Genomic DNA, 25,160 nt, shown 5'->3' on the forward strand with positions numbered 1-25,160 from the left:
GGTCCTTGTGGTGCCGCCGGGACGAAGCCGGAATCGGCCGTCCCGGCCGGCGGTGTCAGGCCAGGATGTCGCGGACGACCGTTTCGATGCCGGCGGCGTCGAGCTGGTAGTGGCGGTAGAGATGGGTCGGCGGGGCGATCAGGCTGTATTCGTCGCGGATGCCGTGGCGGATCAGCAAAGCCTTCGTGCCGGCCTCCGCCATCACCTCCGCCACCGCGCCGCCGAGCCCGCCGAGGATGTTGTGCTCCTCCACCGTCAGGATGATGCGGGAGCGCTCGGCCGCCGCCAGCACCGCGTCGCGGTCCAGCGGCTTGATCGTGTGCATATCGATCAGGCCGACCGACAAGCCGGAGGCCCGCAGGGCGCGGACCGCCTCAAGGCAGGGATGGACCATGGTGCCGCAGGCGATGACAGTCAGGTCGGTGCCCGTTTCATGCTCGATGGCTTTGCCGAATTGGAAATCCGGGAGGTCGTCATAGACGTTCGGCTCCTGGCCGCGGCCGATGCGGAAATAGATCGGCTCCGGGTGGCCGGCCGATGCCCTGATCGCGGCGGCCAGCTGCGGCCCGTCGGCCGGATTGACCACGGTCAGCCCGGCGATGGAGCGCATGATCGCCAGATCCTCGGTCGCATGGTGCGAGGTGCCGTAGAAGCCCAGCGCGATGCCGGCATGATGTCCGATCAGCCGCACCGGCAGGGCGGAATAGGCGACATCCATGCGGATCTGCTCGCAGCACAGCAGTCCGAGGAAGGAGGCGAAGGTCGCCACGAAGGGCATCACCCCGGTAGTGGCGATGCCGGCCGCCGCCGACACCATGTTCTGTTCCGAAATGCCGAACTGGACGAAGCGGTCGGGGTGGCGGGCGGCGAAGCGGGCGAGGCCGTTGGAATATTGCAGGTCGGCGGTCCCGGCCATCACCGGATGGCCCTCCGCCACCAGCGCCGACAGCGCGTCCGACAGGTAGGACAGTCCGGGAGCGCGGGAGTTGAGCTGCCGGTATTGCCAGCTGCCGGGATCGACCGGTCCGGTGAGGGTGTCGGCCGTAGTCATGGCGGCAGTCATCGGGGCGGTCATCGGGCGTCTCCCTGAGCTACGTCTTCGTGGGTGATGGCCGGGCAGGCGGGCTGGCCCATGATCTCGGCGATGGCGGCGGCCTCGTCCTCCAGCGCCAGATATCCGAGGTGCCAGCCGGCCTCCCGCTCCATGTAGCCGACGCCCTTGCCCTTCAATGTCCTGGCGATGATGCAGGCGGGCTTGTCGCGGGCCTTGTCCTGCTTCAGCCGGCGGAACAGGGTGGCGAGGACGGCGACGTCGTGGCCGTCCACCTCATGCACCTCCCAGCCGAAGGCGTGCCATTTGCCGGCCAGCGGCTCGATCCCCATCACCTCGTCCACCTCGCCGTCGAGCTGGTAGCCGTTGCGGTCGACGATGGCGATCAGGTTGCCGGCCTTCTGGTGGGCGGCGGCCATCGCCGCTTCCCACACCTGCCCCTCCTGCATCTCGCCGTCGCCGAGCATGACATAGACGTCGAAGCGGCGGCCTGTCATCCGGCCGCCCATCACCATGCCGAGCCCGGCGGACAGCGCGTGCCCGATGGAGCCGGAACTGAAATCCACCCCCGGCACCTTGGTCATGTCCGGATGGTCGCCCAGCGGGTTGCCGAGCCGGGTGTAGCCGTCCAGCAGCTCCTTCGGGAAGAAGCCCCAGTCGGCCAGCAACGGGTAGAGCCCGACCGCCGCATGGCCCTTGCCCATCAGGAAGCGGTCGCGGTCGGGCCAGCGCGGCTCGCCGTGCCGCAGGCGCATGGCGTCGTAATAGAGCGTCGCGAACAGCTCCGCGCAGGAGAAGGTCGAGGAATAATGGCCGACCTTGGCGATGGCGATCAGCCGGATCGTCTCCAGCCGGACATGGCGGGCACGCTCCTCCAGGTGGGCGATCGTTTCGGGTGTCAGAGGGGCAGGCGTGAGGGTCCGGTCGGCGCCCATGGGATCGGGCGCCGGTGCGGCGATGGCGGTCGTTGGCATGGTCTTCCTGTCAGCGGATCGGCGCTGGAACGTGAGGGGCGGGGTGCGAAGGCGCGCCGAATTGCCCTCGACAACTTATAACTTATAAGATACAAGTTGGAAATGGCAAGCCCGACGTTGCCGCTCCTTCCGACCCAGTCTCCAGCCGGGTCCGAAGCCGGAACGCCGTTGGCGTCCCCACCCAATTCCCGCAATCAGGAAGAGCCGATCCCATGACCAACGCCCTTCGTGCCTTGGACATCGACCTGCATCTGCATTCGCAAACCAACGCCCGCGCCCACGAGGAGCGCGGGCCGCTCGCCCTGGTGCGGGGCGACGGCATCCATGTCGTCGACGAGGCCGGCCGCCGCTATATCGAGGGGATGGCCGGGCTGTGGTGCGCGTCACTCGGCTTCGACGAGGCGCGGCTGGCCGATGCCGCCGCCCGTCAGATGCGGACGCTGGCGACCTACCACACCTTCAACCACCGCACGAACGACGCCTGCGTGGCGCTGGCGGAGGCGATTTCGGGCATTTCGCCGATCAAGGGCGGCAGGATCTTCTTCGCCAATTCGGGGTCGGAAGCCAACGACACCATGGTGAAGCTGGCCTGGTACTACAACGCCGCGCGCGGCCGGCCGGAGAAGCGCAAGATCATCAGCCGTACCGGCGCCTTCCATGGCAGCACGGTGATGGGCGCAGCGCTCAGCGGCCTGCCGCACATGCACCGCGCCTTCAACCTGCCGGACCAGGGCGTGGTCTTCGCCGCCTGCCCCAACCATGCCCGCCATGCCGAACCGGGCGAACGCCAGGAGGACTACGCGACGCGGCTCGCTGCCGAGCTGGAGGCGCTGATCCAGGCGGAGGGTCCCGACCGCATCGCGGCGATGATCGCCGAACCGGTGATGGGGGCGGGCGGGGTGATTCTGCCGCCGGAGACCTATTTCCCCAAAATCCAGGCGGTGCTGGCCCGCCACGACATCCTGCTGCTGGCCGACGAGGTGATCTGCGGTTTCGGCCGCACCGGCAACTGGTTCGGCAGCCAGACCTTCGGCTTCCTGCCCGACATGATGTCGATGGCCAAAGGCTTGTCGTCGGGGGCCATCCCCATCGCCGCGGTGGCGCTGAGCGACCGCATCTATCAGGCGATTGCCGACCAGAGCGCGGAGGTCGGCGTCTTCGGCCATGGCTTCACCTATTCAGGCCACCCGGTGTCGGCAGCGGTCGCGGCGGAGGCGATCCGCATCTATCACGAGATCGACGTGGTCGGCCGCGCCCGCCGGCTGGGCGCCCATCTGCGCGCCGCGCTGGACGAGGCGTTGGTCGGGCACCCGCTGGTCGGTGAAATCCGCAGCGTCGGCCTGCTGGCCGGCGTCGGCCTGACCGCCGACCCGGCGACCGGCCGCGACTTCGACCCCGCCCTGCGGGTGGGTGCGCAGGTGGAGCGGCGCTGCCTCACCCATGGCGCGATCATTCGCAACATGGGCGACAACATTGCGCTCTGCCCGCCCTACGTCATCGAACCCGGCCAGATCGACGCGCTGGTGGAGCGGCTGCGCGCCGCGCTGGACGATGTCGCCGACGCGCTGTCCCGCGATAGCCTCGCCGCCTGAGAGGACCGTCATGACTTATCTCGATCTGCTCGATCAGGCCCGTCTGATCCGCGACGGCGAAATCTCTGCCGCCGACCTGCTCGATGCCACCATCGCCCGCATCGAGGCGGTGAACCCGGTGCTGAATGCCGTGATCCTGCCGCTCTACGATCAGGGGCGCGCCGCGCTGGCGCGTGGAGAGGCGTCGTCCGGCCCCTTCGCCGGCGTGCCCTTCCTGATCAAGGATCTCTACTGCCATGTCAGCGGCACGCCGACCACCGGCGCCTCCCGCCTTCTGGCCGGCGCCGTCGTCGACCATGACAGCGAGTTGATGGCGCGCTACCGCCGCGCCGGGCTGCTGACGGTGGGCAAGACCAACCTGTGCGAGTTCGGCACGCTCGGCACGACGGAGCCGGCGCTGTTCGGCCCCACCCGCAACCCTTGGGATACCAGCCGGTCCAGCGGCGGGTCGAGCGGTGGCGCCGCGGCTGCCGTGGCCGGGGGCATGGTGCCGGCGGCTCATGGAGGTGACGGCGCCGGGTCCATCCGCATTCCCGCCTCCTGCTGCGGCCTGTTCGGTCTGAAGCCGACGCGAGGGCGCATCACCATGGGTCCCGATCTGGGCGACAGCCTGGGCGGCATCGTCAACGAACATGTGGTGACGATGACCGTGCGCGACAGCGCGGCCCTGCTCGATGCCACCCACGGGCCGATGGCCGGCGATCCCTACAGCGCCGCCCCGCCGGCAGACAGTTTCCTGTCGCAGGTCGGCCGCGAGCCCGGACGCCTGCGCATCGCCGTCACCGACCGGTCGCTGCTGGGCACCGACGTCGACCCGGATTGCGTAGCGGCGGCACGCGACACCGCGCGTCTCTGCGCCGAGCTGGGGCATGACGTCGAAATCGCCGCCCCGGTCTTCGATGCGGAGCAATACCAGTCGGCCTATCGCCGCTTCTGGTCGATGACGGCGACGCGCAGCCTGTGGAGCATCGGCCGCGCCACCAACCGCTCGCCTGCCGCCCTGGCGGAAGAAGTCGAACCCTTCAACCGTTACCTGTTCGAGCGTGGCAGCCGCATCCTGGCGGCGGATTACGTGACGGATCTCGGCTGGTTCCACGGCTTCTCGCGCATCCTCGGGCGCTTCTTGGAACGTTACGATGTCTGGCTGACCCCGACGCTGGGCTCTCCGCCGCCGAAGCTCGGCCATTTCGATGCCGGGCTGCATGGTGGAGAGGCGGTGATGGACCGCTTCATGCAGTTCCTGGCCTTCACCACTTTCGCCAACATGGCCGGCCTGCCGGCGATGAGCGTTCCGCTGTCCTGGAACGCCGAAGGACTGCCGATCGGCTCCCAGTTCACCGGCCGCGCTGGCGATGAAGCAACGCTGTTCCGTCTTGCCGGCCAGTTGGAAGCCGCCCGCCCCTGGCGGGACCGCCGCCCGCCCGTCCACGCCGCCTGACCCCGGAGGGTATGATCATGGAACAACAGGGCTTTGTGGAGTTCTCCGGCGTCCAGAAGAGCTATGACGGGCGCACTCTGGTGATCGAAGGGTTGGACCTGTCGATCCCGAAGGGGGAGTTCCTGACGATGCTGGGGCCATCCGGTTCCGGCAAGACCACCAGCCTGATGATGTTGGCGGGGTTCGAGGCGCCATCGCACGGCGAAATCCGCGTGGCCGGCAAGCCGATCCAGAATGTGCCGCCGCACCGCCGCAACATCGGCATGGTGTTCCAGAACTACGCGCTGTTCCCGCACATGACCATCGCCGAGAATCTGGCCTATCCGCTGAAGGTGCGGCGGATGGGGCGGGTGGAGACGGAGCGGCGGGTGGCCCGTGCGCTCGACATGGTGCAGATGGGGGCGCTGGCGCAACGCCGCCCGTCTCAGCTTTCGGGCGGACAGCAGCAGCGGGTGGCGCTGGCGCGGGCGCTGGTGTTCGAACCGGATCTGGTCCTGATGGACGAACCGTTGGGGGCGCTGGACAAGAATTTGCGGGAACACATGCAGTTCGAGATCAAGCATCTGCATGAACGTCTCGGCGTAACCATGGTCTATGTCACCCACGACCAGGCGGAGGCGCTGACCATGTCCGACCGCATTGCCGTCTTCAACCGCGGCCGGGTCGAACAGCTGGCGACGCCGGCGGAACTGTACGAGGAACCAGCCACCGTCTTCGTCGCCGGCTTCATCGGCGAGAACAACCGGCTGTCTGGGGTGCTGGCCGACCGGCAGGACGATCGCGGGACCATCCGTTTGGAAAGCGGTTCGGTGGTGCAGGCCCGTGTTGCCGCCGGTCTGGAGGCGGGGGCTTCGGTCACCGTGTCGCTGCGGCCCGAGCGGGTCCGGCTGGTGCCTGCAGAGGCGGCTGGTGGCGCCGGAGGAGAGCGGAGCCTGTTCGGCCATGTCTCCGAGCTGATTTATCTGGGCGACCACATCCGCGTGCATCTGGCGGACGGTCCGGCCGCAGGGCTGGTCGCGAAAATTCCCAACAACGCCGATCACCAGCATGTGCGTCCGGGTGGCCGTTATCGGGTGGAATGGGGGCCGGCCGACGCCATCGCGCTGCCGGTGGGTCACTGATCGGAACGACATTCCGCCGGCTGGGGAGGCGCTTTCGCGCCTTCCGCACCGTCGATTGGGACCGCGCGGTCGGTGAGAGCCGCGGCGACAATCCGGCCGCTTGCCACATCCATGCCGATGTATAACTTCAGCCAGGATCGCCGCTTCCTCGTACCGTGCTTTTCGAACTCCATCCGTTCTTCAATGCCGAGCACGTGTTCGGTAAAGGCCAAATCCTGCCCCCGCAACCACCGACACTTGACGCCCTGGTTTGAAAGAGCCGGGGCGTTCGTGCGTTTGGGCCATGCCCATCTGAGCGGCGCCCTCGCAGACCGCCAGGATGCCGGCCAGTTCGCCATGCAGGTCGGCGTCCAACCCCGCCCCGGCCGGGGAGGGCGTTAGGACGACGCGGTCGATCATGATCCGCACCATCTCCATCGCCTCGGCGCTGTCCTCGCTGCCAGCGAGAGCCGCCTCCAGCGCTTCCACCTTGCGACGGTAAAGGTCCGGCAGGTTGGGGTGCAGCAGGATCGCCGGCAGGTCTGCGTCGGGCTCCCGGGCCTCGGCAAGCAGCCGAGCCTTGTCCGCCCCCAGGATGGTCAGGCGCTCTGAGCCTCCTCCGGATCGGTGGACACCTTTGTTAAGCTCCCGTTGGGAGCGGAGAGGTGGACATGACAACGACACGGCTCTTTTTCACGGACGAGTTCAAGCGAGAGGCAGTGGCCCTGCTGGAAAGCAGTGGCCGGCCCCTGGAACACGTTGCCAAGGAGTTGGGCATCCAGCCGTCGATGCTGCGCACTTGGCGGCGGCGCGTATCCGGGTCAGCGGGGCCGGCGCAGCTCCCCACCAAGCAGGCGCCGGCCCCGCTGGCCGCCGGCGATCAGTCAGCGGAGATCGCGCGCTTGAAGCGCGAACTGGATCGTGTCCAGATGGAACGAGACATACTAAAAAAAACTGTGAGCATTTTCTCGGAGCCTCTGAAATGAGGTTCCGGATCATTGAGGACTGCCGCGACGAATACCCGGTTCGATTGCTCTGCGACGCCCTCGGCGTGTCGTCTTCTGGCTATTATGCTTGGCGCACGCGACCGGAGAGCCCGCGCAAGGCGGCGAACCGGCAGTTGCTCGATGACATCCGGCGACTTCACGCCGATCACCGCGAGCGCTACGGAGCCCCGCGCATTCATGCCGCCCTGCGGGCACAGGGCCGGACCGTCAGCCGGGGGCGCGTCGAACGCCTCATGCACCGTCATGGCCTTCGGGCTCAGCGCCCCCGGGCCTTTCGGGTCTGCACCACCGACAGCCGCCACGCCCTGCCGATCACCCCCAACCTCCTGGACCGCAACTTCGCTCCAACCGCTCCGAACAAGGTCTGGCTCACCGACATCACTTACGTGCCGACCGACGAGGGCTGGCTGTACGTGGCGGTGGTCCTCGACCTGTTCAGCCGCAAGGCGGTCGGCTGGGCCATGCGCGATCACCTGCGCACCGAATTGCCGCTGGCGGCGCTCACCATGGCCCTCCAGTGCCAGCAGCCCGCCCCCGGCCTTCTGCACCATTCCGGCCGCGGTTGCCAATACGCCTCGGCAGACTACCGCAAGGCTCTGAAAAACCATGACATCACCCAGTCGATGAGCCGTAAGGGGAACTGCTGGGACAACGCACCAATGGAAAGCTTATTCGGAAGCCTGAAATCGGAACTCGTCCACCATCACCGGTACGCGACACGCGAGAATGCCAAGCGCGACCTGTTCGCCTACATCGAAGGCTATTACAATCGCCAACGCCTCCACTCGGCAATCGGCTATAGAACACCTGAGCAGGCCGAGCTTCAGGCCGCATAACCCGGTGTCCATCGTTCCGGGGGAAACTCACACCCAATCGACCCCGTCCCGGTGGATGCCTTCCGGTGTCGGAGGCGCGGACGCCCCGGCGTCGGGCTCGATCCGGAACTGATGGAGTTCGGCATGCCAGGCGTCGGGCCTTGTCCCGGCGGGAGCCAGCGGGTCGAAAAGTGCAAAGCCGAATTTCAGGATGGCCTCGGTCACCGAATGGCCGGCGATGAAGTCGTCGATCGGTTCGAACCATCGTTCCACGCCTCCGTTGAGAGGGTTGTGGTCCCGGCTTTGGAAATGCGGCTGGTGCGGCTTGCGGCGGAGTCCGCCGGAATCGACGAAAAATGCGGCGAAGCGGCGGCGACGGTAGCGCCCGCCATCGGCCATGTGGGCGTCCAGGCCCAGCTGGCCCCAGCTCGCTCTGAAGCCGGCCCAGTCCGCCAGCGCGGGCTCCGGCAACAGTCGCTGCAAATCGGCGGCAGCCAGGAAAGAATACCCGTCTTCCATCAGGGCATTGCCCAGGATCGATGTCATGTCGCTCATCATTGGCCCCTGCGTGCCGGGCGCGCCCCCAACGTCGAGGCGAATCCCGACCGATCGGCGATTGGTTCGACTGTCCGGCGTGAAGCGCCGGATCGGGGCCGCCACCGCTATAGGATCATTTTGAGGAAATCCTTGGCCCGTTCGGTGGAGGGCGCAGAGAAGAAGGCGCCCGGATCGCTCTGCTCGACGATGCTTCCATGATCCATGAAGATGATCCGGTCGGCGACCTCGCGGGCAAAGCCCATTTCATGGGTCACGCACAGCATCGTCATCCCATCGTTCGCCAAGGACTTCATCGTCTCGAGAACCTCCTTCACCATCTCGGGATCGAGAGCGGAGGTCGGCTCGTCGAACAGCATGATTTTGGGCTGCATGCAGAGTGCGCGGGCGATCGCGGCCCGTTGCTGCTGCCCACCGGAAAGCTGGGAAGGATATTTGCTCGCCTGGTCGGAAATCCGCACACGGCGCAGATAATGAATGGCCAGTTCCCGAGCCTGTTCCCGCCCGACTCCCTTGACCTTCATCGGCGCCAGGCAGCAATTCTCAAGAATCGTTAGGTGAGGAAACAGGTTGAAGTTCTGGAAGACCATGCCGGTGTCCCGTCGGACGGCGGCAATATCCTTGGTGTTGTTCGTCAGTTCCTTGCCATTGACGACGATGCGCCCGTGGCTGTGCCGTTCGATGTGGTTGATGCAACGGATCAACGTCGATTTGCCGGATCCCGAAGGGCCGCAGATGATGACCTTCTCTCCCTTGCCGATGACCAGATCGATGCCCGACAGGGCTTGGAACCCACCGTATGTTTTGCTCACACCGTCCAGGCGGATGATCGGTTCCTTGATCGTCGGCGTCGCACGTCTTTCCGTAGTGGCGATTTGGATGTCCATGGGCCTCTTTCCAACCGTTCAAAGCTCGACCGGGAATTTACGAATTCGAAGGGTCACCGCTGTGCCGCGTGGGCGGTCGTCCGGCGCTTGAGGATGGTGACGCAGTGGGATGCCGTGCAGCAGACAGCCAGATAGACCAGAGCCACGGTGACGTAGAGCTCCACGAACCGCCCGTTGATCTGGACGAGTTTCGACGCTGCCCCGACCAGATCCGTCAGGGAAAGCACATAAACCAGAGACGTATCCTGGAAAAGAATGATGGTCTGGCTGAGAACGATCGGCGCCGCCGTTCTCGCGACCTGGGGGAGGACGACGTAGCGGTAGGCTTGCGCTGTGGTGAGGCCAAGCGCTTGTGAGGCTTCGACCTGACCGCGATTGAGAGCGCGCAGTCCGACCCGGATGATCTCCGAATAATAAGCGGCCTCAAACAGGCAGAATGTGATGAATGCCGTCGTTGTCGGACCGATCGAGACAGGCCGGCCATCCGGCGACAGCGATCCAAGAATGATCGGGACAAGAAAGAAGAACCAGAACAGCACGAGGATCAGCGGAATGGACCGCATCGTCGCGATGTAAACCCGGGCGGCATGGCCCAGCACCGGAATTTCGAGATGCCGCGCCAGGGCGAGGCCGGTTCCGAGGACGATCCCGGCCGTAAAGGCCGTTGCGGTAAGAACCAGAGAAAAGGCGAGACCCGAACACAGATAGGGCCAAGCCTGAAGGATGATCGTGAAATCCATGGCTTGCATTCCTAGGCCTCCTTTGCCGTCCGCAGGCGACCGAACTGCGGCCGGCTGCGCTGTGTCGGCCCTGGAATGTGGAAACGGCGGTCGATCAGGGTCATGAGGCCGTAAGCCGCGAGCGCCAGGGTCAGATAAGCAAGGGTCGCTGCTCCGAAAGCCGCGAAGGTCTGAAAGGTTTCCTCGCTGACCTGCCGCGCCTGGGCGGTGAGTTCCAGCAGGCCTATGGTCAAGGCCACGGACGTGTTCTTGTAGATCGCCATCACCTCGCTGGTCAGGCTGGGTACGATCAGCCGCAGGGCCTGCGGCAGGATTACCAGCCGATAGGCTTGGATGGACGAGAGTCCCAGCGCCCGCGTGGCTTCGGCCTGTCCTTTCGGCAACGCCTCGATTCCCGCCCGGACCTGTTCGGCGACGCGCGAGGCCGTATAGAGCGACAGGCAGGCCAGGGCCGGCAGGAAGCTTCCCCAAGGCGGCGGAAGCTGCTTGAGCCAGCCGCCAGCCGCCGTCGGCAGGATTTCCGGCAAGACGAAGTACCAGAGGAACATCTGGACGAGGACCGGAATGTTCCGGAAGATCTCGACATACAGGCGCGCCAGGAGAGCGACCAACCGGTTCTCGACCGTCCTGCCGACACCGATCAGGACGCCGATGGCGAAAGCAATCCACCATCCGAAAAAGGCCAGGGCAACCGTCCAGCCAAGCCCCGATAGCAACCAGTCCAGATAGCGTTGACCATCGGACGCTTGATCGAAAAGAACATCGAACATTCGACAAACCCTCGGCAAGGTTTCCGGTTGGCCGCATCGGTGCCGGACAGCGCAGGCGCAAGCACCGTCAGACCTCTGCTGGGCCGGTGGGACTGCGCTGTCGTCCGGCGCCGTTTCCAGTCTGTGAACCGGAACTCAGGGGGCGAGGGCGTCGCTGGGATGGGCGACGCGTTCCTTCAGGGCGGCACTCATCGGCAAATTGAGGCTCATCCCGGCCGGTGGAATCGGCTGCACGAACCAGCGGTCGTACAGGCGTTCGAACTCGCCTGACGCCATCACCCGCGCCAGCACCCCGTCGACCAGCTGTTTGAAGCCGGTATCGTCGCGGGCGAGCATCAAGCCGTAGAAGGTGCTGTCGCCATGGGAGTCCGGTAGGATGGCAAAGGCTTTCGGATCGGGTGCGTTGGCCACCAGCCCGGCTTGCAGGATGTCATCTTCGAACCAGGCGACGGCGCGGCCGATGCGGAGCATCAACAGGGATTCCGCCTGATCCTTGGTTTGAATGAAGGCCAGGCCGAGAGCCTTTTCGCGATTGATCCGCTCGGCGACAGAACGGTTGAGCGACCCCTGCGTCACGACGACGGGTTTTCCCTTCAGGTCGTCCGCTTTGGCGATCCCCGATGAGGCGAGCGTGAGCCAGTTGGCCTGGCTGACGAACGTCGTTACCGAGAAGGCGACCTGCTTTTGGCGTTCGGCGGTGTTGGTCGTGCTGCCGCATTCGAGATCGACGGTACCGTTCTGGATCAGCGGAATGCGGTTCGATGCGTTGACGGCCACATAGGCGATCCTGAGATCGGGGCGTTTCAGCTCCGCCTTCACATGGTCCGCCACGGCCCGACACAGATCGATGGACAAACCCACCGGCTTTTGATTGCCATCCAGGTAGGAGAAGGGAACCGAGGACTCACGATAGCCGAGCGTCAGCGTGCCATTGTCCGCGATCTTCGCGAGCGTCTTGCTGTCGGCGGCAGCGTCCTCGGCCACCGTGATCAGGCCGAGGGCGCCGAGGACGGCGCCGACGAAGAATTGACGTGGGTGCATGAAGCCTCCTGTCGGTCGCCTTCGGGCGATGCAAGTTGTGATTCAATGCGGTCGAACAGCCGGGGACCCCGAGCAATTAAAAAGTCGTCCGCGCTCCGCCGGAGCCTCGTGCGTCTTAGGTCAGTGCACGAGGCTCCGGCATCGGGTTTGGCGATCGGAGTCACGCTGCAGATCGAGTCCGACATTGGGCGGACCCGATCAGGTCAGGCAGCCTTGCTCGCCGTCAGCTCGTCCAGGCTTTCGCGCAGGGACTGGTCGAGAATGTCGACGGCGCGGTCGATCTCCTCGGTCGAGACAGTCAGCGGTGGGGCGATGCGCCACACCGAGCCACGTTCCGGCCGCCTGCGGATGTTCATGCTCAGGCCGCGCTCGAAGCATTTCTGCGTGGTCAATGCGCCCAGCTGGTGTGCCGGCGTGCGGGAGGTCCGGTCGGTGACGAGTTCGACGCCGAGCAGCAGGCCGAGCCCCCGGATGTCGCCGATGGCCTCGTAACGCTGCTGCAATTCCTCCAGCCTGCCACGCAGATAGGCTCCCATGACGTTGGCTCGCGCGACCAGGCTTTCCCGCTGGATGACGTTCAGAACCGCCAGCCCGACCTCGGCGGCGAGCGGGTCCGAGACGTGGCTGGTGTAGAAGGCGAATTTCTTGGAATGAATGTCGTCCTCGATCTTCGCGGTCGTGGAAACCGCCGCGACGGGCAGGCCTCCGCCCAGAGTCTTCGACATGGTCATGATGTCCGGAACGACGCCGAAATATTCCGATCCCGTCCGGGTCCCGATGCGGCCAAATGCGGTCTGGGCCTCGTCGAAGATCAGCAGCATGCCACGGTCGTCGGCGGCCTTTCGCAGCGCTTGCATGAAAGCCTTCGGCGGCACCAGCACGCCGCCGGCACTGATCACCGGTTCCACAATGATCGCGGCGCCGCGGCCGGTCGACTGCATGTCGAACATCTTGAGCGCAAGGTCAAGATTGGCCAGTGCCGCCTCTTCCTCGGTCGCCTTGTCGATGTAGGGCCGATATGAATTCGGTTCGGGGATCACGTAGATTCCGGAAACCGGAACGCCGTAGCCTTTGCGGTCGCTTGCCATCGAAACCGCGCTCGCCCCTCCGGTGATGCCGTGCCACGATCCGCCCAGCGCCAGGATTTCGAAGCCGCCGGTGTACATCTTCGCCATGCGAAGCGCGACCTCGCTGGCCTCGGAGCCGGTATTGATGAAGATCGAGCGCTTGAGATCCCCCGGCAGCCAATCCCGTGCCAGCGTCTGGGCAAGTTCCGCCACCACTTCCGGGATCATGCCGCTGAAGAAATGGAAGGCCTTCTCACCGGCCTTCTGCACCGCTTCAACGATGGCTGGATGGTTGTGGCCGATCGTCGCGCACATCTGACCCGACGTGAAGTCGAGATATTCCCGGCCCTGACTGTCTTTTACGATGGTTCCCTTCGCCGATGTGAACAGGGTCGGAAAGACGTCCCCACCGTACCTGACCATATATTCCTGAGCCAGGTTATAAAGATCTTCGCTCATTTTCGATTTTCCTTTGGCGCCATGGCTGATCTGAGCTTGCAGGCCGCAAACAGTTCTGCTGTGACGGCTTGCGTATTTCCGTGGATTTTCAATGGAGAACAGAGATTTTCGTCAACGCCTTTCGGCGTTTTCTAATCTTTACTTGCGTGTGCTTGACAAAATTGATACTCAATGTTCGACTTCCGAACCAGTCGAAAAAAATCAATGCGGTGTGAGATGAATTCAACGGCCGGCCCAAAACGCCCCCGACTTCCTCCGCTTAAGGCACTGCTTGCCTTCGACGCAGCCTGCCGGCACGGCAGCTTCAGCCAGGGCGCCGAGGAGCTTGGCGTGACACCCTCGGCCGTGAGCCATCAGATTCAGCAACTGGAGGATTTTCTGGGGGCAGCGCTCTTTCAGCGGCATGCGGGCCGGGCGGTCCTCACGACCACGGGGCAGGCTTACGCCCGCGAGATCGAACACGCGTTGGGACTGATCGCCGAAGCGACCCGGCGGGCCGCCCCGCAATCCCAGACCGGACACCTCGTCATCGCCTCCGGCCCCAGCTTCGCGGCCAAATGGCTGCAGCCGCGCCTTCCACAATTCCTGGCTGCCAATCCGGGAGTGGGAGTGCGGCTGTCGACCTTGTCCGACCGTGGGGATTTGGACAATGTCCGGTTCGACATTGCGATCTCCTACGGCCGTCCCGCATCACCACACTGGCATGCCGAGCCATTGCTGGTCGAAAGGCTGCGCCCATATTGCTCTCCACAGCTTGCAGAGGCGCTTGATCTGAAGACAGTCGAGGACCTGACGCGGGTCACGCTGATCCATTCGGTCAATGCGCTCACTTGGGCGGAATATCTTCGCACCATCGGCCATGACGGCCTCAGGCCGCTGAACGAGCTTTGGCTTGACCGGTCAACCATAGCGATTGATGCCGCGGTCGCCGGCGTTGGCGTTGTACTTGAGAGCGAACTTCTGACAGCAAAGGAGGTTCATGAGGGAAAATTGATTCCGTTATACGAGGGTGCGTCGTTGCAGGTGGAAACAACCTCATACTTTTTGGTCAAGCCGCCCGGTTATCGGTATGGCACGCAGATCACGGTGTTCGAAAAATGGCTGCGGAACGGGATCGCCGACGAGCAGAAAATATGGTTTCAGTAGGTGTGTGTTCAGGGGGTTCTCAGAATGCGCACCTTCCGTGCACAGGCCATGGCCGACCTGCAGGCCGCTACCGCCGCGGCGTGAACCCGTTGCAATTTTCGCAAGATCTACCTGCCGATCACCCCCTAAACGGGGGCCTTATACCGCCGAGCTTAAGCACTGACACATGGAAGGACTCTGTTGCAAAGTTTGCCGGCAGGCGGCGGAATGGCTGGACGCTGGATGGAGCCAAGCCGTGTCGGACTTTAAGGGACGCCACTTCGAGGGTGAGATCGTGCTCTGGGCGGTGCGCTAGTACTGCCGATATGGCATCAGCTACCGCGACCTTGAGCAAATGACGGCCGAGCGCGGCGTTTCGGTCGACCACTCGACCATCTATCGCTGGGTGCAGAAGTACGCGCCGGAGATCGAGAAGCGGCTTCGCTGGCAGTGGCGCTGCCCACGGTCAACCAGCTGGCGGGTTGACGAGACCTACGTGAAAGTGGGCGGCAAGTGGGCGTACCTGTACCGGGCTGTCGACAAGCATGGCAACACCATCGACTTCTACCTCTCTCCCACACGAAACACCGCCGCCGCCAAGCGCTTCCTGTCCAAGGCGTTGAACGGCTTGAAGGAGTGGGAGACGCCGACGGTCATCAACACCGACAAGGCGCCAACGTATGGGCCGGCCTTGGCGGAGCTGAAGGCCGAGGGCAAATGTCCGGAGGAGACCGAGCACCGGCAGGTCAAATACCTGAACAATGTGGTGGAGGCCGACCATGGCAAGCTGAAGCAGCTGATCCGCCCGGTGCGGGGCTTCAAGACACTGAAGACGGCTTACGCGACGATCAAGGGCTTTGAGGTGATGCGGGCGCTCCGCAAAGGCCAAGCGTCCAGCTTCAACATCACCCGCGACATACCGGGCGAGGCGCGCCTTGTGGAACGCACCTTCAACCTTGGACCCGGTGTGCTCGCCGAAGCTGTACAGTTCATCAGCCAGCAGCTCGAACTCCAGGACGCATAGCGTCGGCGGCGATGCCCGTAACCCATCACCTCGCGCCTGCCTTCAAACTTTGCAACAGAGCCCTGGAACCCGCCTCAACGGGTTACATCGACAACAACGCGGCCACGGATCTGTCCGGCGAGGATCCGGGTTGCCAGATCGGGCAGCGCGTCGAAGGGCTGCACTTCGTACATTGCCTTCAATGCCGTCCTGTCCAGGTCGCGGGCCAGACGTTTCCAGGCGGCGTCGCGGAGATGCTGCGGAGCCATCACCGAATCGACGCCGAGAAGTGCGACGCTGCGCAGGATATGCGGCAGGACCGTACCGGGCAGGTCGGACGAACCGGCCAAGCCGCAGGCGGCAATCGCCCCACCCCACATGGTTTGCGACAGCGCGCTGACCAGCGTCTGCCCGCCAACGGAGTCGATGCCGCCGGCCCAACGCTCCTTCTGCAAAGGCGCGCCTTTTTCCAGAAGCACCGCGCGGTCGATAAAGCCGGTGGCGCCGAGCCCCCGCAGATAGTCGTGCGTCTCGGGCCGACCGGTGGAGGCCACCACCGGATAGCCGCTCCTGGCGAGCAATGCCACCGCGACGGAGCCGACCCCGCCGGCCGCTCCGGTAACCAGCACCTCCTTGCCGCCTGGACGAACGGCGCCCCACCGCTCCAACGCGTCCACGCACAACGCGGCGGTGTAGCCGGCGGTGCCGATGCCCATGGCCTCTTCGAACGAGAAAGCGTCCGGCAGCCGGGTCAGCCATTCCGCCTTCAAGCGCTGGAAGCGGGTGTAGCCGCCCCACTGCGTTTCCGACATGCCCCAGCCGTTGGCGACCACCCTGTCGCCGGCTTTCCAGTCGGGAGACCGGGACTCGATCACGGTGCCGGCCAGATCGATGCCGGCGACCATCGGCAGCTTGCGGGCGATCCTGCCCTTCCCGGAGACGGCGAGCCCGTCCTTGTAGTTGAGGGTGGAGTAAGCGACCTCCACCAGCACATCGTTGTCCGGCAGTTCGGCGAGCGTCAGCGTCGTGAAACCGCCCTTGGGCTTGCCGTCGATATCTTCGATCACGAAGGCTTTGAAGTTCTCGGCCATGGTTGGGACCCTCCCCGCGATAAACAGAATTTGCGATGAGCACGGCGCCGTCGAGCGGGAGGCAGCCGATGCCGGGACAGCGGATCATGGTGAACATAGGCGCCATCCGGCGGCCCGACCATGGGGACACCCGCTGTCGGCGCCTGCCGTTGCGGCCTTCCGCCATCCCGCCCTATTGTTGCTTCCCACCGCCGCCGAACACCGGCGGGCGCTTTTCCAGGAAGGCGCTGACGCCTTCGTGGGCGTCGGCCTCCTTCTCCAGGCGACGGGCGACGGTCGCCTCATAGGCGGTCGCGGCCTCTACCCCCTCGACCTCCCCCAGGATAACCCCGGCCTTGATCGCGGCGACCACCGACGGGGAATTCCTGGCGATGTCGCCCGCCAGGGCGAGGGCTTCGCTCAATGCCTCGCCCTTTTCGGCCAGCCGGTTGATGAAGCCGGTCCGGTAAGCTTCGTCGGCCGACAGCGGGTTCGCCGTCAACATCAGCTCCAGCGCGCGCGCCGATGTCATCAGACGCGGCAGACGGCCGATCTGGCCGCCTTCGGGCAGCATGCCGAGACGCGCCCCCGGCGAACCGAAGGACGCATTCCTGCTCGCCACCCGCAGGTCGCAGTTCACCGCGAAGATCAGGGCCGCGGCATAGCAATGGCCGTTGACCGCCGCGATCACCGGCTTGTGCATGCTGCGCGGGCGCAGGAAGGGCTCTTCCCCCAGGTTGGTTTCGGCGTGGGCCCCGGATGCGATCTCGTTCAGGTCATGGCCGCTGGAGAAGGCGATGTCCCCGGCCCCGGTGACCACGATCACACGCACGGCGTCATCGCTTTCCGCCTCGTTCAGGAGCCGGAGGAAGTCCGCCGCCATCGACCCTTCGAACGCATTCCGCTTGCGTTCGTTGGAGATGGTCAGGATGCGGATGGCGCCCTCGGTCCGCGTGGAAATTTCGGGCATGGCAATGGTCCTCGATTAAAGGCCGGCTGGCCTTTTCGGATTGGGTCGATGGGGATGGGATGGCGTCAGCGCCAGATCTTGTCCTGCCGGTCATAGGAGCCGACGCGCAGGTCGGGCTTCTCGGCGATCAGGTGTTTCTTCTGGACCCGCTGTGAGTCGGTCAGGGGCAAGCTGTCGCGGTACTCGTAATAACGGGGGACCTTGAACCCGGCGAGATGGCGGGAGCAGTGATCGGCGATGAACTCCGGCGTGCAGGTGTCCGGGGATGCGCCGGGGGCCAGCAGGATGTAGGCCTTGATCTCCTCGCCGCGGTAATCGTCGGGCACCGGCACGATGGCGGCGTCCTGGATATCGTCGAGCATGCGCAGCACCACTTCGACCTCGCGCGCGGCGATGTTCTCGCCCATGCGGCGGACCATGTCCTTGGTGCGGCCGAGGATGTAGTGGTAGCCGCCGGCATCCACCCGGCAGAGGTCGCCGGTGCGGAACCATCCGTCGGTGAAGGCCTCCGCCGTCGCGTCCTCGTTGCCGAAATAGCCCTTGAGGATGCCGCGGCCGCGGACCCACAGCTCGCCCGTCTCGCCGGTCGGAACCGGCTTGCCGTCCTCGCCCGCGACCATCAGCTCGCGGAAGGGTGCGGCCACGCCGCAGCTTCCCGAACCGGCCATCTCCGGCAGGCGATGGGCGGGGACGTAGCTGCCGCCGCCGATCTCCGTCATGCCGTAGAATTCCTGGCCATACACGTCGAAGCGGCGCTGGAAGTCGGCGTGGCTTTCAGGGCCGAAGGCGAAGATCGTGGCGATCTTCAGCCTGTTGTCCGCGTCGCCGGCGCGCGGCGGCTGCTTGTAGACCATCTCGAACAGGGCGCAGTAATCGCAGTCCAGCGCCGACACGTCGGGCATGAAGCGCTTGGCGCCCGGCTTGCGCGGGAAGAAGGCGCAGCCGCCGCTGGCCATGGCGTTCAGCAGGATGCGCTGCCCCACCATGTAGAAGAAGCTGGAGCCGACATAGAATCGGTGCAGGTCGGTGGCGAAGAACTCGGTCGAGCTGATGCCGAGGCACAGCCAGTACTCGTTGCTGAGCATGCAGGCCTTGGAGAAGCCCGTCGTGCCCGAGGTGTATTGGAGGTTCAGCGTCGCGTCCATCGACCGCGGGATCGCCGGAGCCTGACGGCCGCGGGCCTCGTCCATCAGGACCCGCCAGTTGCGGTGACGGTCCGACACCGCATCGCCGATCACGATGACGTGCGAGGGATCGAGCGTCACCGCTTCCAGCCTGTCCAGATGCGGCAGGAACTCCGCCTCCAGCACCATGTGGGTGGCGAGCGAGGTCTTCAAAACATACTCGACCTCGCGCGCGGTGTAGGTGGCGTTGACCGGCACCATCACCGCCTGGAGACGCGACAGCGCCAGCCAGGTGATCGGGAACTCCTCGCGGTTCCACGCCATCACCGCGACATGGACGCCCGGTCCGATGCCGACCGCGGACAGCGCGGCGGCGGCGGTATCGACGCTGGCCAGAACCTCGCCCCAGCTCCGCTCCACCCCATCGTCGAGGAAGCGCCAGGCGGGCGCCGCCGGAACACGGGTGGCGGTGGTCAGCAGCAGGTCATACACCGAATCCGGAAGCGTCATCGCCTCCAGGCGGCGGGCGAGAGCATCGGGTTCTTCCCTGCGGAAATCTGAGAACATCACACTTTCCCTGGGTGATGGGGCCATCGGGTGCGGCGGCCCATGTGAGGTGCGGCGCTGGCGCGCGGTGCCGGGCGACCGGTCACCCCGCGCGCCGTTGGGCGCGGCGTTGGATCAGATCGCTCATGAAGACGGCGGCGAAGGTGACGACGATCAGCAGAGTGGCGACGGCGGCCACGACCGGCGTCAGGTCGTGACGCATGTCCGCCCAGATGCGCATGGGCAGGGTTTCGTTCTGCCCCATGACGAACAGGGCGATGACCAGCTCATCGAAGGAAATGAAGAAGGCGAAGACGGCGGCCGAGATCACCGCCGGACGGATCGTCGGCAAGGTGACGTGCCAGAAGGCCTCATGCGGCCGGGCCCCCAGCACGCGGGCTGCGCGGGCCAGCGTGTCGCCGGTCTGACGCAGCGCCCCGGACACCGTGGTGGTGACGAAGGGCAGAGCCAGAACGGCATGGACCAGGGCCACGCCCCACAGCGAGCCGTAAAGGCCGAAGCGGCTGAAGACCAGCAGGGTGCCCAGCGCCAGAATGATGACCGGCACCACCTGCGGCCCCAGGAAGACCGGTCCGGCCACCCGCGCGGCCTTGCTGCCCTCCCGGCTCAGCACCAGGGCGGCCGCGGTGCCGATGGCGGTGGCCAGCACGGCGCTCGCCGCGGCGATCAGCAGGCTGCGCAGGGTGGCGTCGATCCAGCCGGCGGACGCGAAGAACTCCTGATACCAGCGGAACGTGAAGCCCTGCGGCGGGAATTTCAGATAGCGCGTTTCGCTGATCGACATCGGGATGACCAGCAGCAACGGCAGCAGCAGGTAAAGCAGGACGCCGACGAAATAGACCGGAAGCAGGTAGCACCCGGACTTTTCCCAAAGCGATCGTTTCATCGCGAGCCTCCATGGCCGCTCAGCCCCGTCACCCGCCGGAAGAGCAGCGCGATGGCGCCCACCACGGCAAAGCCCGCGACCACCAGCACCATGCCCAGCGCGGAACCCAGGCCCCAGTCGAGGGTGAGCGTGATCTGCGTCGCGATCAGGTTCGCGATCATCGTCTCCTTCGGACCGCCGACCAGCGCCGGGGTGATGAAGAAGCCGAGAGCCAGAACGAAGGTGAGCATCCAGGCGTTGACCGCTCCCCCCGCGCTCAGCGGAAGGAAGATGTGGACGAAGCCGCGCCACGGCGACGCACCCAAAATCCGGGACGCCATCAGCAGGGAGCGGTTGATGGTGGTCATGGTCGAGAACATGACCAGAATGGCGACCGGCAGCAGGACCTGGACCATCGCGATGTAGACGGCTCCGCGCGTGTACAGCATCTGGAGCGGCCCATCGACGGCGCCGATCCCGATCAGCATGGAGTTGACCAGACCTTCCCGGCCGAGAACGACGATCCAGCCGAAGGTGCGCACCAGCACGCTGACCCACAGCGGGGTCAGGATGAGGAGGAGCAGCAGGGTGCGGTTGCGCGGCGGACGGGATGCGAGGAAATAGGCGGCCGGATAGCCGACCAGGATGCAGGCGCAGGCCACGCCGAAGGAAAGCTGCAAGGTTCCGAACAGGATCGTCCGGTATGGCCCCGCGCCGAGTGCCGCCTCGTAATTCTCCGCCGACAGCCCGGCTTCACCCTGCACGCTCCACAACGCGACCTCGCCCACCGGGAGGATGAACACGAAGAGGAACAGCACGGCCGCCGGGGCAAGCAGCCAGAGGGAGGAGAGAGGCGCGCGCCTGCCGCGCGCCGCCCCTTTCCCATCGCGCGGCATGGCAACGCCGTCGCTCATTGCAGGCGCCAAGCTTCCCACCGCTTCTGGATGCGCGGCAGGTTTTCAGCCCAATATTCGGAATCCAGCGCGAACTGAACCTCGAGGTTGGCCGGGCTGGTCGGCAGTTCCTTGGCTTCGTCCGCCGAGAGGATCTTGTAGATGTCGGGGTTGAAGGAGGAATAGGGCATGGCGCGGGCGATCTCGGCCAGGCGCGTCGGCGTGTTCCAGCAATACTTCATGAATTTCTGGGCGTCGGCCACGTTGCGGGCGCCCTTCACGATGGAATAGTAGCTGACGTCCAACGACCCGCCGTCCCAGATGATCCTGACCGGCAGCTTGTCCTTTTGCAGCTGCTGGATGCGGCCGTTGAAGGCGGTCGCGTAGAAGACCTCGCCGCTGGCGAGCAGCTGGACCGGCTGCTGGCCGCTGGTCCACCAGACGGTGATCGCCGGCTTGATCTCGTCCAGCTTCCTGAAGGCGCGGTCGACGCCGTCCGGCGACCGCAGCACGTTATAGACCTCGGACGGCTTCACGCCGTCGGCGATCAGGGCGAATTCGAGGTTTTCCGCCGGGGAGTTGCGCAGCGTGCGCGGACCGGGGAAGGCCTTGACGTCCCAGAAGTCCTTCCAGCCGCCGAAGCTCTTGCCTTCCGGCAGCTTGTCGGTGCGCACACCAATCGTGGTGGAATAGGCGATTGCGCCGATGGCGTATTGTTTGCGGGCAACCGGCGGGAGCTTGTTCTCCGGGTCGACCACCGACCAGTCGATGGGCTCCAGCCAGCCATTCTTGGACGAGACCGGCAGGCCCGAACGCTCGGTGGGCGCAATGTCCCACAGGATGTTCTTGGTGGTCTGCTGGACGCGAATCTGGGCAAGGGAGTCCTCGGTTGCCGCCTGGGTGACGGTGATGCCGGTCTCCTTGGTGAACGGCTCGATGCAGATGCGGTTCAGGGTTTCCGCCCAAGCACCGCCGTAATTGGCAATCGTGATCGACTTGTTGCCGGACTGGGCCAGGGCGGCGTCGCCGGCACCGCCGACAATCGCCGCTCCAACGGAGAGGCTCCACAGCAGCTTCTTCATAACGGCACTCCCAATCAGTTCTTTAGCGACCGGTCTTGGCGAGATCCGGAACGAGGACGACGTCGGAGGGGCGCAGGACGAGACCGATGGTCTCGCCGCGTTCCGGGATCCGATCCCTGTCGCGTCTCTGTTCCCGGAAGTGGATGAGCGCACCATGGGCGGTGCGGGCGCTGAACTCGATCACATCGCCGAGGAACACCGCCTCTTGAACGGTCACGCCCACGGCGATGTCCGCCCCTTCGGCCGGGCGGCGCTGAAGCTTTTCAGGACGAACGCTGGCGTACCAGGACCCCTGGCGGGCCTGGGAGTCCGCGTCCCGATAGACGGCGCCCAGTTCGGAGATGGACACCGATCCGGCCGTCGACAGATCGGCGGCCAGCAGGTTGGTCTGCCCGATGAAATCGGCGACGAAGCGGCTTTTTGGTGCATCGTACATTTCGGACGGCGTGCCGACCTGCTCGATCCGGCCGTCGCGCAGCACGACGATGCGCGACGACATGGCGAGCGCCTCGCGCTGATCGTGGGTCACATAGACCACGGTGCAGCCGAGCTGATGCTGGATTTCCTTGATCTCGAACTGCAGCGCTTCGCGCAGCTTGAGATCGAGCGCGCCGAGCGGTTCGTCCATCAGCAGGACCGGCGGCTCGAACACGATGGCGCGGGCGAAAGCCACGCGCTGTTGCTGTCCGCCGGAGAGATCGCGGGGCATCCGCCTTGCGAGCGCACCGAGCCGGACGATCTCCAGGACCCGCTCCACCCGTTCGTTGATCTCGCGCCGCGGGGCCCGGCGCATCCGCAGCGGGAAGGCGATGTTGTCGAACACCGTCATGTGCGGGAACAGGGAATAGTTCTGGAACACCATCCCCAGGTTCCGGCGTTCCGGCGGCTCGTCGATTACCGACTTGCCGTCGATGAGGATGTCGCCCGAGTCCGCCCCGGAGAAACCCGCAAGTGCATTCAGGGCCGTCGTTTTCCCCGATCCGCTCGACCCGAGGATCGTCAGGAACTCGCCGGGATGAATGGTCAGAGAAAAATCGTGCAGTGCTGTTACCGATCCATAGGCCTTGCGAACGGATTGGAACTCGATCGTCGCACCGGTCGCCTTCGCTTTCGAAAAAGCTTCCCTGTTCAAGGAGCCGCTGGAAGGTTTATTGACGTCCACCATCGTAGGTACCATCGGCCTGTCCAGTGATGACGCATTGTCTAAATATGACGCTATGTATAAAATTGGCCCTCGTCAAGCCGTGAACGTCAGTTCGCAGAACATTTTTGTCGGGGCCGTGATGGTTGGGGAGCGAGGGCATAAGAATGCAGCAGGATGAGAAAATTCAGGGCAGCGGGCCTGAGCAGGATGAAACCGTTCCCCCTCTCTTCTTCGAGGAGGTGCTGGCGATCAAGAGTCGGGAGCGGACGCGCCCGAAGCGGGAGCGGACGCGCTACATGCTGCTTTCCCTTGTCGCCCGCCACCTGCGCATCACACGGGGAAAGCTGCTGACGGTGGAGGCCCTGCTGGACGAAGCCGGGCTGTCACGCGGAACCTTCTATAATCATTTCAAAGACATGGACGAATGTGCCGTCGTCCTCGTCAATCTGTTCTTCGAATATGTCACCCACCGCCGCACCGTATCGAAAGGACCACGAAGCAGCTACGAGGCGATCCTGGCCGCCAACACCGACTATTGCCGCGCCTATGAGGCGAACGCAGGCTTCTACAGCCTGTTCTCGGAACTGGCCACGCGGGATCCTGAGGTGTTGCGCATGCGCGAGCGGATGAATTCCGAATGGGTCGACCGCATCATCCGGGCCGTCGCCCGCCGTCGCGGACAGCCCTTCGGCATGAAGGAACGCGGCAGGTTCGAGGGCGTCCTGCGCCTGCTGATCGCGATGACGATCGAGAGCCTGCGCGAAAGATTCGTCCATGGCGACGCGCTGCTCTGCCGGTCCTTCCCCACTGCCGACAGCCTTGCAAAAGCCCTATCCGACCAATGGTACCTTGCGATGGAAGCGTTCGAAGGGCCTGCCCGGCCAACCACTGCGGCGGACGGCAGGGACTGAGCGGCGGACGGCGACGAGGTTGAGACCATGTGTGGACGGCCTTCTCGGCGCAAGAGAAGACTTCGTGTTGACGGTTGGTCAGGTCCATCCATGCGCCCGGCCTGTTGTCGCGGCCTATGGCCGCTAACTTTGATGAAGTCCGCGGATCAACGCCCAAATCACCTCAGCGCGTTCTTGGGCGCTTGGTCCCCGTGGGTTTTGTCGATCCCCGGTCTGACCGGTTCGCCGAGCAGGCGGAACTGATCGACGAGGCCGTGCAGCGCCCGTCGAGCGGTTCCGTCAGCTCTCGCGCCAAGCCGGGCGAGTGGGCGCGGCGCGGCCAGTTTCCAGCACGGTTGGTTAGGCGATGGCGAGCATGTCGCGCAAGGCGGCGACCCTTTGGGCATGGATCGCCCGTCGCTGGGCGGCCGGGACGTGCTGGTTGCGCCGGGTCGCCGGCCGCAGGAAGTTGCGCACCTCATCGTGTGCCCGGCAGAAGCGGTGAGCACTGATGTGGGTCTGGAAGCCGCGCATCGGGCGCGTGCGGCCTTTGACCCCGCGATGATCTTGCTCGAGATGGTTATTCTTGAACTTGGAAGTACGATGCTCGACGTCGTCGCCGAACACCTCGTCGAAGGCCGGCGGGTACGGCAGCACCGCCGCGATGATCAAGCTGGCGCGCACGCTGACGGAACCCGTTGTAGCGCGGGCCGAACTCGGGAGGTTGGCCGACCACGCCGAATCGGCTGGCAATCTGATCGGTCGGGCTGTGGATGGCAAAGCGTCCGCATATGCGGCCAGGATGATCGGCCGGGTTTTCTGCGTCAACCCAGCCACCCGGCCCAACGACCATCCAGCGACGTGGCCGGCTGAACATGACCTGAGACCGAAGCCTCTTCCGGTCATCGGCAGCGTCTCTGTGAGTTGTGAG

Annotated in this window: 23 protein-coding genes and 1 pseudogene; 7 read left to right on the top strand and 17 right to left on the bottom strand. The window is 65.1% G+C overall.

The annotated features are described in order from the left end of the window. Positions 1-55 precede the first annotated feature (55 nt). Positions 56-1,075, bottom strand: coding sequence for a transketolase family protein (locus ABNQ39_RS27130; RefSeq protein WP_376964344.1), 1,020 nt, complete (start codon positions 1,073-1,075; stop codon positions 56-58). Next, entirely contained in the window at positions 1,072-2,025 is a 954-nt protein-coding gene (locus ABNQ39_RS27135; RefSeq protein ID WP_376964346.1) for a transketolase, read from the bottom strand. The genes ABNQ39_RS27130 and ABNQ39_RS27135 overlap by 4 nt, the downstream gene beginning before the upstream one ends. A gap of 212 nt (positions 2,026-2,237) precedes the next feature. On the opposite strand from ABNQ39_RS27135, the gene ABNQ39_RS27140 reads away from it, so the two are divergent. From ABNQ39_RS27140 to ABNQ39_RS27150, 3 genes are read left to right on the top strand one after another with little or no spacing between them, the layout of a single operon-like run. Beyond that, positions 2,238-3,617, top strand: a complete 1,380-nt coding sequence (locus tag ABNQ39_RS27140) for an aminotransferase (protein ID WP_376964349.1) — start codon at positions 2,238-2,240, stop codon at positions 3,615-3,617. Positions 3,618-3,627: 10 nt separating this feature from the next. Further along, the gene (locus ABNQ39_RS27145) at positions 3,628-5,055 is read left to right on the top strand and encodes an amidase (RefSeq protein ID WP_376964352.1); all 1,428 of its coding nucleotides are present in this window, start codon (positions 3,628-3,630) and stop codon (positions 5,053-5,055) included. 17 nt (positions 5,056-5,072) lie between these two features. Continuing rightward, on the top strand, positions 5,073-6,176 hold the full coding sequence (locus tag ABNQ39_RS27150; RefSeq protein WP_376964355.1) for an ABC transporter ATP-binding protein: 1,104 nt from the start codon (positions 5,073-5,075) through the stop codon (positions 6,174-6,176). Positions 6,177-6,356: 180 nt separating this feature from the next. Here ABNQ39_RS27150 and ABNQ39_RS27155 read toward each other — a convergent pair whose 3' ends face one another. Next, entirely contained in the window at positions 6,357-6,839 is a 483-nt protein-coding gene (locus tag ABNQ39_RS27155) for a hypothetical protein (RefSeq protein ID WP_376964358.1), read from the bottom strand. Between ABNQ39_RS27155 and ABNQ39_RS27160 the strand changes: the two genes are divergently transcribed. Next, a protein-coding gene (locus ABNQ39_RS27160) for an IS3 family transposase (protein WP_376964361.1) occupies positions 6,827-7,998 on the top strand; the annotation gives its coding sequence in 2 pieces (ribosomal slippage) (positions 6,827-7,112 and positions 7,112-7,998; 1,173 coding nt in all). The two genes, ABNQ39_RS27155 and ABNQ39_RS27160, sit on opposite strands and share 13 nt — an antisense overlap. Before the next feature lie 27 nt (positions 7,999-8,025). On the opposite strand, the gene ABNQ39_RS27165 is transcribed toward ABNQ39_RS27160, so the two are convergent. The 6 genes from ABNQ39_RS27165 to ABNQ39_RS27190 form a co-directional block, all read right to left on the bottom strand. Continuing rightward, positions 8,026-8,523 (bottom strand): 2OG-Fe dioxygenase family protein, encoded by a 498-nt coding sequence (locus tag ABNQ39_RS27165; protein ID WP_376964364.1) that lies wholly within the window; start codon positions 8,521-8,523, stop codon positions 8,026-8,028. A gap of 116 nt (positions 8,524-8,639) precedes the next feature. After that, positions 8,640-9,419: an amino acid ABC transporter ATP-binding protein gene (locus tag ABNQ39_RS27170; RefSeq protein ID WP_376964367.1), complete on the bottom strand. Its 780-nt coding sequence runs from the start codon at positions 9,417-9,419 to the stop codon at positions 8,640-8,642. 53 nt (positions 9,420-9,472) lie between these two features. Then, positions 9,473-10,159 carry an amino acid ABC transporter permease gene (locus ABNQ39_RS27175; RefSeq protein WP_376964370.1) on the bottom strand — a complete coding sequence of 229 codons (687 nt, stop codon included), beginning with the start codon at positions 10,157-10,159 and terminating at the stop codon, positions 9,473-9,475. An 11-nt stretch (positions 10,160-10,170) separates the two neighbouring features. Then, complete coding sequence (locus ABNQ39_RS27180) at positions 10,171-10,929, bottom strand: amino acid ABC transporter permease (RefSeq protein ID WP_376964373.1); 759 nt, start codon at positions 10,927-10,929, stop codon at positions 10,171-10,173. A gap of 135 nt (positions 10,930-11,064) precedes the next feature. Further along, positions 11,065-11,970: an amino acid ABC transporter substrate-binding protein gene (locus ABNQ39_RS27185; RefSeq protein ID WP_376964376.1), complete on the bottom strand. Its 906-nt coding sequence runs from the start codon at positions 11,968-11,970 to the stop codon at positions 11,065-11,067. 203 nt (positions 11,971-12,173) lie between these two features. Continuing rightward, the gene (locus tag ABNQ39_RS27190; protein WP_376964379.1) at positions 12,174-13,496 is read right to left on the bottom strand and encodes an aspartate aminotransferase family protein; all 1,323 of its coding nucleotides are present in this window, start codon (positions 13,494-13,496) and stop codon (positions 12,174-12,176) included. 171 nt (positions 13,497-13,667) lie between these two features. On the opposite strand from ABNQ39_RS27190, the gene ABNQ39_RS27195 reads away from it, so the two are divergent. Beyond that, positions 13,668-14,642, top strand: a complete 975-nt coding sequence (locus ABNQ39_RS27195) for a LysR substrate-binding domain-containing protein (RefSeq protein ID WP_376964382.1) — start codon at positions 13,668-13,670, stop codon at positions 14,640-14,642. 235 nt (positions 14,643-14,877) lie between these two features. Continuing rightward, positions 14,878-15,645, top strand: a pseudogene (locus ABNQ39_RS27200) (IS6 family transposase). Between the two features lie 74 nt (positions 15,646-15,719). Here ABNQ39_RS27200 and ABNQ39_RS27205 read toward each other — a convergent pair. The 7 genes from ABNQ39_RS27205 to ABNQ39_RS27235 form a co-directional block, all read right to left on the bottom strand. After that, the gene (locus ABNQ39_RS27205; RefSeq protein WP_376964385.1) at positions 15,720-16,715 is read right to left on the bottom strand and encodes an MDR family oxidoreductase; all 996 of its coding nucleotides are present in this window, start codon (positions 16,713-16,715) and stop codon (positions 15,720-15,722) included. A 172-nt stretch (positions 16,716-16,887) separates the two neighbouring features. After that, a complete protein-coding gene (locus tag ABNQ39_RS27210; protein ID WP_376964388.1) occupies positions 16,888-17,664 on the bottom strand; it encodes an enoyl-CoA hydratase/isomerase family protein in 777 nt (258 codons plus the stop codon). Positions 17,665-17,729: 65 nt separating this feature from the next. Next, positions 17,730-19,355: a class I adenylate-forming enzyme family protein gene (locus ABNQ39_RS27215; protein WP_376964391.1), complete on the bottom strand. Its 1,626-nt coding sequence runs from the start codon at positions 19,353-19,355 to the stop codon at positions 17,730-17,732. 82 nt (positions 19,356-19,437) lie between these two features. Then, complete coding sequence (locus ABNQ39_RS27220; protein ID WP_376964394.1) at positions 19,438-20,241, bottom strand: ABC transporter permease; 804 nt, start codon at positions 20,239-20,241, stop codon at positions 19,438-19,440. Then, positions 20,238-21,134, bottom strand: a complete 897-nt coding sequence (locus ABNQ39_RS27225; protein WP_127005018.1) for an ABC transporter permease — start codon at positions 21,132-21,134, stop codon at positions 20,238-20,240. The genes ABNQ39_RS27220 and ABNQ39_RS27225 overlap by 4 nt, the downstream gene beginning before the upstream one ends. After that, positions 21,131-22,195, bottom strand: coding sequence for an ABC transporter substrate-binding protein (locus tag ABNQ39_RS27230; protein WP_376964398.1), 1,065 nt, complete (start codon positions 22,193-22,195; stop codon positions 21,131-21,133). The genes ABNQ39_RS27225 and ABNQ39_RS27230 overlap by 4 nt, the downstream gene beginning before the upstream one ends. A 22-nt stretch (positions 22,196-22,217) precedes the next feature. Continuing rightward, on the bottom strand, positions 22,218-23,360 hold the full coding sequence (locus tag ABNQ39_RS27235; RefSeq protein ID WP_376964401.1) for an ABC transporter ATP-binding protein: 1,143 nt from the start codon (positions 23,358-23,360) through the stop codon (positions 22,218-22,220). 143 nt (positions 23,361-23,503) lie between these two features. On the opposite strand from ABNQ39_RS27235, the gene ABNQ39_RS27240 reads away from it, so the two are divergent. Continuing rightward, on the top strand, positions 23,504-24,250 hold the full coding sequence (locus ABNQ39_RS27240) for a TetR/AcrR family transcriptional regulator (protein ID WP_376964404.1): 747 nt from the start codon (positions 23,504-23,506) through the stop codon (positions 24,248-24,250). Positions 24,251-24,589: 339 nt separating this feature from the next. Here ABNQ39_RS27240 and ABNQ39_RS27245 read toward each other — a convergent pair whose 3' ends face one another. Next, on the bottom strand, positions 24,590-25,057 hold the full coding sequence (locus ABNQ39_RS27245; RefSeq protein WP_376964407.1) for a DDE-type integrase/transposase/recombinase: 468 nt from the start codon (positions 25,055-25,057) through the stop codon (positions 24,590-24,592). Between the last annotated feature and the right edge of the window lie 103 nt (positions 25,058-25,160).

Source organism: Azospirillum sp. A26 (assembly GCF_042604635.1).
Lineage (GTDB): Bacteria > Pseudomonadota > Alphaproteobacteria > Azospirillales > Azospirillaceae > Azospirillum > Azospirillum palustre.